Annotated in this window: 10 protein-coding genes; 2 read left to right on the top strand and 8 right to left on the bottom strand. The window is 43.5% G+C overall.

Features of this window, described 5'->3' with window-relative positions; translation table 11 throughout:
• Positions 1-951: ATP-binding protein (locus U9O96_03185; GenBank protein MEA2054111.1), on the top strand; the 951-nt coding region annotated here is incomplete at its 5' end.
• Positions 952-1,109: 158 nt separating this feature from the next.
• Here U9O96_03185 and hypE read toward each other — a convergent pair.
• From hypE to U9O96_03170, 3 genes are all read right to left on the bottom strand, one after another.
• Entirely contained in the window at positions 1,110-2,144 is a 1,035-nt protein-coding gene (gene hypE, locus U9O96_03180) for a hydrogenase expression/formation protein HypE (GenBank protein MEA2054110.1), read from the bottom strand.
• A 1-nt stretch (position 2,145) separates the two neighbouring features.
• A complete protein-coding gene (gene radA, locus U9O96_03175) occupies positions 2,146-3,081 on the bottom strand; it encodes a DNA repair and recombination protein RadA (GenBank protein ID MEA2054109.1) in 936 nt (311 codons plus the stop codon).
• 149 nt (positions 3,082-3,230) lie between these two features.
• Positions 3,231-4,580, bottom strand: coding sequence for a serine hydrolase (locus U9O96_03170; protein ID MEA2054108.1), 1,350 nt, complete (start codon positions 4,578-4,580; stop codon positions 3,231-3,233).
• A gap of 116 nt (positions 4,581-4,696) precedes the next feature.
• Here U9O96_03170 and U9O96_03165 point away from each other — a divergent pair, with 116 nt between their 5' ends.
• Positions 4,697-6,349 (top strand): C10 family peptidase, encoded by a 1,653-nt coding sequence (locus U9O96_03165; protein MEA2054107.1) that lies wholly within the window; start codon positions 4,697-4,699, stop codon positions 6,347-6,349.
• A gap of 1 nt (position 6,350) precedes the next feature.
• Here the strand turns inward: U9O96_03165 and U9O96_03160 are convergent, their stop codons facing one another.
• From U9O96_03160 to U9O96_03140, 5 genes are all read right to left on the bottom strand, one after another.
• Positions 6,351-6,578 (bottom strand): HpcH/HpaI aldolase/citrate lyase family protein, encoded by a 228-nt coding sequence (locus tag U9O96_03160; protein MEA2054106.1) that lies wholly within the window; start codon positions 6,576-6,578, stop codon positions 6,351-6,353.
• Positions 6,579-6,857: 279 nt separating this feature from the next.
• Positions 6,858-8,033: an NAD(P)/FAD-dependent oxidoreductase gene (locus U9O96_03155; protein ID MEA2054105.1), complete on the bottom strand. Its 1,176-nt coding sequence runs from the start codon at positions 8,031-8,033 to the stop codon at positions 6,858-6,860.
• Position 8,034: 1 nt separating this feature from the next.
• The gene (locus U9O96_03150) at positions 8,035-8,199 is read right to left on the bottom strand and encodes a 4Fe-4S binding protein (protein MEA2054104.1); all 165 of its coding nucleotides are present in this window, start codon (positions 8,197-8,199) and stop codon (positions 8,035-8,037) included.
• Between the two features lie 64 nt (positions 8,200-8,263).
• Entirely contained in the window at positions 8,264-8,545 is a 282-nt protein-coding gene (locus U9O96_03145; protein MEA2054103.1) for a hypothetical protein, read from the bottom strand.
• Positions 8,546-8,592: 47 nt separating this feature from the next.
• Positions 8,593-9,134 (bottom strand): hypothetical protein (locus tag U9O96_03140; GenBank protein MEA2054102.1); only part of this gene is annotated, 542 nt, incomplete at its 5' end.

Raw genomic sequence — 9,134 nt, 5'->3', positions numbered from 1 at the left:
TTTTTAACTTTAATCGGAATCTGTGCCATATGGGTTAATGTATATGGGTTAATACTATATAAAGGTTTCTTTTTTTTAATGGAGAAACTACCAGAAATCTATGGGTTAATCGGCCGAGTTTCGGTTAGAAAGAAAAAAGATGGATCACTAGTTCAAGTCTCCGCATCCGCTGCCCCAATTAAAGTTGATGGCCATCTCATAGGCTCCGTGGTGATGTACAAAGACATAACGCAACGCAAACAGGCAGAGGGAGAACTGAAGGCACATCGTGAGCAACTTAAATTGGTAAATAAAATTATGAGACATGATATATTAAACGATTTAACTATTGTAAGAGGTGCATTGAGCGTTTATAAGGAAACCAATGATGAAAAATACTTGGAAAAAGCGTTTGAGCATATCAAAAAGAGTGCTGAATTAATAAGAAAAATGAGAGAGCATGAATTCTCTATCCCTACCAGCAAGGATTTGAAATTGTACGATGCCAGAAAAGTCATAGAAGGCGTTACAAAAAATTATACAACAACTGAACTTAATATTGAAGGAGATTGCAAAGTTTTTGCTGATGATACATTTTATTCCGTCATTGACAATATAGTGAGCAATGCCGTAACGCATGGAAAGACGGATAAAATAGATATCACTATGAACAGCAAAGACGATTTCTGTGAGATACGCATCGCAGATTATGGCGTTGGCATTCCCGACGAAATCAAAGAAAAGGTGTTTGATGATCATTTCAGTTATGGCGAAACCGGGGGAACAGGATTGGGATTGTATATAGTCAAAAAAACAGTTGAGAGATATGGGGGCAGTGTTTATATTGAGGATAATAAACCAAACGGCAGTATTTTTGTTATAAAATTGAAGGGGAGGGAAAGGAAAGGCAGTGAGATAAAACCGGCATTGTTACCATCGGCAGACCTGCCAGAAAAACGAAAAAATTTCTGAAAAAATTAGAGATTGCTCAAGAAGGTGCAGAATATGCTCTCGTAACAACTTGTTTGAATCCCAAGACAAAAAGCCTCCAAATCATGGAGAAACTGTTTAAGCCTAAAGAAATATCCAAATAAGCAAAAGCTTGAAAAATTTGCTGCAGAAATGATCAATTAACAAATTCTTGGTATAGGGTCTCCCATCGGCGTTTCGAGAATTCTTTTTCCTCCGACGCTTGTTCCCAGTATGACATGTTTTTCGTCTGTTACTCTTCCTATTATCTCGGCATCTTTTCCTAAAGGATGTTTTCTCAATGCCTTGAGCACATCATCTGCTTTTTCCTCAACAACACCCATAATAACCTTGCCTTCATTTCCAATGGCATAGGGGTCTATGCCCAGCATTTCACATGCAGCAATTGTTCCCTCATTTATGGGGATTCTTTCTTCATCAATCATCATTCCCACTCCTGATTTCTCTGCCATTTCGTTGAGGGCGTTTGAAAGTCCTCCTCTCGTGGGGTCTTTGGCTGCAACGATGCCGCCAACTTTCAGGCATTCCTCCGTCAGCCCATTAATTGGGGCGACGTCAGACTTAATCTTTGTGTCAAATCCATATCTCTCTCGAAAAGAAATAATCGCTATCCCGTGGTCTGCTATTTTTCCGCTCAGCAGTATTTTATCTCCAGGCTGAAGGGAAGAGTCCTGCAGCCATTTTTTTCCTCTGCCGACCTGATGCATATTTTTTTTCAGTATCTCCGTTTCCACACCTATGCCCGCGGTATTTATTATTATTTCCTGGATAGCTCCACACTCAACAACTTTGGTATCACCCGTAACTATCGGAACTCCTGCTTCAGAGGACAAATCGCCCATGCTTTTTATGATTCTCTCGAAATCATCCAGTGAAAAACCCTCCTCTATAACAAACCCTGCAGAAAGAGCTATCGGTCTCGCACCCATCACTGCTACATCGTTTATGGTTCCCGCAACCGCCAGTTTTCCTATATCCCCACCAGGAAAAAAAATTGGTTTTACTGTATGGGTATCTGTCGTGAAGGCGATACCATTTACAACCGCAGAATCATCGAAGTCAAGCAGCGAAACTTCCATATCGGGCTGGTGGAAATGAGGGATAATATATTTTTTTATGAGGGATGCGGTTTCACTCCCGCCGGCTCCCTGCGGCAGCTCCATTCTTTTGGCCATGTCAGTCACGAATGCCTGCTTCGTTGACCATAAAAATGGCTTCTCCCTCGGGAAGGTAGGGGGAATCTATAAGGCGAGCTATTCTTTTCCCTCCTTTGGATTTTCTGAGGTATAATCTGAACATTGCCGTATGCCCTACGATATGCCCTCCTATGGGTCGTGTCGGATCTCCGAAAAATGCATCGGGTTTTGCAGACACCTGGTTTGTAACACATATCACGGCGTTGTTTAATCTTCCGAATTTCAGCAGGGTATGCATGTGCGTATTCAATTTCTGTTGTCTGTCTGCCAGCGTCCCTCTTCCGACATATTCAGCCCTGAAATGCCCGGTGAGCGAGTCGACAACTATGAGGCGAACGGGATTTTGCTTTGCGATTTCCATTGCCTTTTCTACCAGCATCATCTGATGGTTTGAATTATATGCTGTAGCAACATGTATTTTCTTCAGTACTTCATCTGGGTTCATATCATACGCACTGGCCATCTGTATTATTCTCTCGGGACGGAAAGTATTTTCGGTATCTATGAATACGGTGTGGGCTGCAAGCCCTCCTTCATCTTCTGGCATTTGAACATTCACACACAGTTGATGGGCTACCTGTGTCTTTCCCGAACCAAACTCCCCGAATAATTCCGTGATTGCTTGGCTTTCAAACCCGCCGCCCAACAACTCATCAAAAGATTTTGAACCGGTGGTGAGACGCTTTCTCTCTTTCATTCTTTCAAGAATTACGTCCCCTGTCTCAAATCCGCCTACGTCTGCTTTCTCCCTCGCCGACTGAATTATTTTTGCTGCAGTGCTCTCCCCTATATCGGCAATTCCTGCAAGTTCACCAGGTGATGCAACCGCTATCGCCATCAAATTGCTATAACCCGCTTCCTCCAATTTTTTCGCCGTGGTCGGGCCAACTCCCGGAAGATTTTCCAAATCGCTCATATCTCTCGACTTCCAATATGATTTGTGTTTATAAAAGTAATGCTATTGCTGGCATTTTCGGATTATCAAACCGTTGATTTCATGGAGATGTAGAAACAATTATAATGATAGTTTTGATTAAGGCTTTACTGAAAAAAGATTTTTGGTTATTAGCTCGAAACCATTTTCAGCACGGAATCAACATGACACGGCAATTCAAGCATCCAATCATTTGAATTCATTTCATCCTTCAGTAAATGTTTGTTTGCAAGAACCGCATTCTCCATCCTGGTTTTCTGAAGTTCTGATAATGTGAAACCATCTGCTTTCCAGAACAACAGTCTTTCTATCAAAGAAAATGCAATCACTTCTCGTATATTGCCCACTTCCTTGTTAGTAAAGAAAATGATTCCCGTGTTGTCGGACTGCCTGAACGCCATCTTTGTAGCCACGCCGTACAAGCCGCCCGTATGCCCGATATATATATCCGTCGGCGTTTTCCATATCTGCCATCCTAGCCCATACTGAAAATTGTAATTGCTACTTGGATACTGGACGGTATGCATTTCTTCAACTGTGCTTTCATTAAGAATGCGGGTACCGTTATACACCCCTTCATTCATATGGGCGATAAGAAAGCGGGAAAGGTCCAGTACAGTGGTCCTCAGCCCGCCTGCCGGATAATCGAGAATGCCGTAGTGCAAAAGCGGATAATATTCTCCGAGCTGAAATATGTATGGCACTGCAACCCTGCTCACATTCACATTTGCCAGTCTGAAACTCGTATCATTCATTCCCAGTGGCTCGAAAATATTTTCCCTGCAGTATTCCTCAAAGGGTTTGCAGGAAATCCTTTCTACAAGGTAGCCCAGCAGACCATAGCCCACATTGGCATAATTCATTTCCGCCCCGGGTGGCAAATCCGTCCATATCTGTGGAATGTAATTCATACCCCCTGGAACAAGGTATTCCTCAAGCCATGGATATGGATAACCCACTATTTCTAAATCTCCAGGAATATAAGCATAAAATCCGGGCGGGTCTGTAGCCAGGCTCGACTGATGGGCAAGCAGCATCCTGAACGCAATCGGCTTGTCAGGGTAATTAGGGTTTCGCAAACTGAATGGGAGACGATCATTCACATCATCATCCAGGTCAAAATGCCCTTTTTCATAAAGTTGCATCAATGCTGTGGAGGTGAATGTTTTGGATATTGATGCAACAAGGTAGATTGTGTCATCATCGGCTTCCTTATTATTTTCCCTGTCGTAAAGGCCGAATCCCTTCGCCCATATGACATTTCCATCTTTGACTATGGCCGCGGATAGAGCCGGCATGTGGGCAATTTGCATGAGCATGGTTATAGCCTTTTCAAAAATTTCATTATTGGTCTGAGCTGGAAGAATGTCAGGTGTAGCATGTGCAGATTTTCTTTCCTTTTCCAGAAATCCCCCGGCGAGTGAAAAGCTGCTAACCATCAAAAAAATCATGCCTATTGCTATATATTTTCTCTGCTTCATACCAAATCAATCTTGCATCTGTATAAATAAATATTGCCGGATACTTGGAACCGTTTCGCCATATGCAAAAAGGTAATATTATATGTGGCAACTGGTTCCATACTGGAACGGATAAAATGATAGAAACAGTACGGAGAAAAATCCTGGTTTTTGCCGCAGTCGCATTATTTTTTGGGGCAGGCACCATAACTTTCATAGACGGCATCGGGGGTTCCGATGTCCAGCTCTATCATCCGATAGGGATTGAAACTGCTGCCAGAGTTGTAAATGCAAAACTTGTCCAGCTTGGAAAATCCGATGATTTTTCCATTGAAAGTGAAACTAAAATATCCGATGATAACGGGGAAATATTGTTCTACGTATTTGATTTGAATCCCAGAGGATATGTTGTTACATCTGCAGATTTTGGTCTCCCGCCGGTGATTGCATATTCCTTCACAAGCAATTTTTCGGGCAATGGGGAGCAGAATGTCCTTCTCCAGATACTCAAATCGGATATCCGGCTTCGATATGAAGGCATTCCAGACTTGCCTGAGTGCATCATTGAAAGCAGAAACCTTTTGTGGAACGTTCTGATGAATGAAAAAACCGGAAATTTGGGGAATGGCAACTTCCAGCAGTGGCCTCCCGAGGGGGCAACTTCAACGGGGGGATGGCTGGAAGCCAACTGGCACCAGGAATCACCTTACAACAATTTTTGTCCTATTGACGGAAATAACGGGCGGAGAAGCGTTGCGGGATGCCCTGCGATTGCAATGGCGCAGATTCTGGATTATCACAGAAGTATAAATGGCGTTGTCTTTAATGACAGTGATGATTATTATCACAATTATGACGGCAACCGATACTGGATTGATGATGACAGTGAAGCATATGACTTTCCCTCGTTCCCGGAGCTTGACGGGTATCTCGTCACTCTTTCCTCTCATTACCGGGATAACATCTCGCTCACTGGCAATGATAAGGCATCCCTTGTTTTTGCCTGCGGGGTTGCGGCACAACAGGTCTATAGTTCGGAGATATCGGGTACTTTTGGAGTGAACCAGGCATATCGGGCGTATCTCCGTTTTGGTATCGATGGTATGGAACTACTGGACGGAAACGATTCCAGTTTGTACGGGCGGATGAGGATGAATATGGTGGACGGTATTCCCGTTCATCTGGCACTGGTTACTCCCAACTGGGACTCCGGGCACAACCTTGTCGTTGACGGATATAACACTGATGATTATTACCATCTGAATTTCGGCTGGAACGGTTTGTGGAACGGCTGGTATCTGCTGCCGGATGAGGTACCATACGGACTGACTGTTGTTGAAGGTGCCATTGTCGATGTCATGAATGAGCGATCTGGCTCTGACATATACTGCGATGGAAAACTCCATTGGGATGATGTGGTAGCAGGGAATGAGGTCACTGCCAATTTCACGGTTAAGAACGTTGGCAAGCATGGTTCGCTCCTCGACTGGGAGATAAGAGACTACCCGGAGTGGGGCACATGGACATTTACGCCCTCAAGTGGAGGGGGTCTGGTGCTTGGAGATGACGGAGTTATCGTGGAAGTATCGGTGGCGGCACCTGATAAAAAAATCAGGGATTTCAGCGGGTATGTGAAGATAATAAATAAGAACAATGATGGGGATTTTTTCATACTGCCCGTTTCTCTTGCAACTCCCAGGACCTATATCCCCACCATTATCCCGCCAGTAATGCAGGAGATTCTTCGACATTTCCCGCTTTTGTGGAAAATCATGCAGTCAGTAATTTAATTCATGCGTCAAGCCCTGCTCTCTCCAGTATTCTTCTTGCCTTCTTTTCAACGGGCAGGTCAATCATCCTGCCATTCAATGATGCAGTCCCGAGCCCTCTGGCACGTGCCTCCTCGACAGCCTCTATTATCTTCCTTGCTTCCTCCGTTTCTTCCCCGGTGGGCATGAAGCATTCATGGATTATTTCCATCTGGTTTGGATGGATTATACCCTTTCCGTCAAATCCCATTTCAACTATTTTTTTGTTTCTTCTATAAGTCCTTCCATGTCGTTCACATTCGGGTAAATGGTATCCAGTGCCTGCAACTGCCGTGAAAAGAATATTTGGCGAAAGCGTGCGGAGTCATAAAACAAGAAATATGTATCATGAAGCTGGATTGAAATTCTGGTCGTATCAAAAATTGAGAGATTTATAGAAGAATTTCAACCAATCATTAGCAGGAGCTATGTACTTTTCTTGGAATCATGCCACAAAGCACATAGAGATGTGATGGATGTTTCTCTTTCCTTACTCCTTCAGATACTTTCGGGCAAGTCCAAATAGCGATGGCCTCTTTATCAACTTCTTCACGAAAAACGAAAGTTTTGCCTGGGTTAACTTGAATATGTCCTCGCCTTCCAGAATGTCAGCCAGCAACTCAAAGTCTTTGTCCTCAAGTTTTTCCAGAAAACTCCGCAGCTTCAGCAATTTATTCGTTTTTTCTTCATATTCCTCATTCCATCTATTTTCGTATTCCATGAGTCTGCCTTTTGAAAGATTTTTTTCTTTGAAAGCTTTATCTGCAACTTCCGCTGCCATTAATGATGAATGCATCGCCCTGACTATACCACCTCCATGGATGGGGTTCACGAGCTGTGCGGCATCGCCGACGAGCATAACTCCTTCGGACACCATTCCAGTGAAATGGTCGACAGGCACACCCCCGCTGTTCACTTCTATGGGGCTTGCATTCCTGAAAATTTCATCATGCTCGTCTATAAACTTCTTCAAATAGTCATAAGCTCTCATTTTCGCTCCCTTTTCCAGAATGCCCAGGCCTACATTGGCAGAAAACGCCTTTGGAAAAATCCATGCATATCCTAAAGGGGCTATATTATTTCCAAAGAACAGATGTATGTACTCTTCGTTTGCATTCACCCCTGCCATCTCGAACTGTATGCCGGAATGATAGTCCGTCAGTCTGTTTAACGTTTTCAATCCTGCCCATCTTCCAACCTTTGATTCCACGCCGTCTGCCCCTATGACAAGTTTTGCCTTTATTTCGTCGTCCCCGTCTAGGCTTCTTACATGCACTTTCCATAGCCCGCCTTCCCTTTCCATTTTCATTGCCTGGGCTTTGATCATGTATCTGGCTCCTTCCTTTATTGCCTCGCTTGCGAGATACTTTTCAAAAACCTTTCTTTCAAGGACGTACCCCTCCATGTCATTTCCTTCCATCGCAACCGATTTTCCAGAAGGGGAATAGAGTACTGCCCCTTTTATCGTTCTGGACATACCCAAATCATTTATTTTTATCCCCAATTTTTCGAGACCGTGACAAGACACTCCCTCAGCACATCTTTTTGGCACCCCTATTTCCTGCCTTTTCTCAAGAACAAGAGTATCTATCCCTCTCGCTGCCATTTCCCTTGCCGCCATGCTCCCTGCAGGCCCCGCCCCCACAATCAAACATTCCACTTCCATTTTATCCCTCCAGTGCCTCAACCGGGCAAAATCTAACACATATGCCGCATTCAGTGCAAGCTTCCGACACACTAAGCCCTGCTTCATTCAAAGTCAATGCATCTGCAGGGCACAAGCCGACGCACCCGCCACAACGCAAGCATTTCTCCTTGTTCACTTTTATCATGTTTTCTCCTCCAGATTAAGTCGTTAATTAAAAAGTAATATTTAAAATTAGGGCATTTCTCCAGTTACCCAAACTTTCCTGCTATTCCCTTTATAGTATCCATACTTCTCGTTGTGACAAAAAATCTCTCATTAAATTTTCTTTCAAGACATCGCTCGATGAGTTTTCCCACGGAAGCGTAATGCATTTCTTCTTTTTCGAAGATGACATTATCATTTCCGTACATGCCGATTATATTGATGGCTTTGTTTCTTATCTCTTTCAAGCATCCCATAATCTCTTCCTTTGTATAATTTTTACTACCGAACATTCCCATACCGCGTATAAAAGCAATGCCTCTTTTCATGTGTATCCATAATGCAACAGGCATATAAAAATTGGAACATAATGCAGTCAAGAAATTTCAATTTCCGATATCACAATATGCGGGGGCGTGTCAACCATTTCGCTTTTCTTTATTTTATCTACTTCTTTTACCACAATTCCAACACCTTCCCCGAACTTCTGCTGGTAACTTTCTTTCAGTCTATCAAATATTTTATCCACAGGTGGGCCAACATCTCTCAATTTCTCGTCAATGACAACATGTATTTCCACCATGCTTTTGCTTTTCTGGATTATCTGGAATTGTTGTATCTTGTCAGTTCCAAGTTCGTGCATGACTTTGCCGGGTATGCCTGTTATTGAGGATGGAGGAATTATTTTTCCGCCGTCCAGTACTATCGAATCGGCTTTTCTCCCGCCTACTATACCAAGAAGATTGGTATGTATCCCGCAGCTGCATGTATCGCCTAAAGGAATTATAAAGTCATTCATTCCTGCATAGCGTACCACGGGCGTTCCCCTGCCATAAAGCTTGGTTACAACAACATGCCCAGGTTTACCAGGAAGAACATCATTTCCCTCCTCGTCCAGGAATTCGAGGTGGACCATAT

It is taken from the genome of Candidatus Thermoplasmatota archaeon (assembly GCA_034660695.1).
Classification (GTDB): domain Archaea; phylum Thermoplasmatota; class E2; order UBA202; family DSCA01; genus JAYEJS01.
Note: the sequence above shows the minus strand (reverse complement) of the source record. Positions and strands in the feature narration are given on the sequence as shown.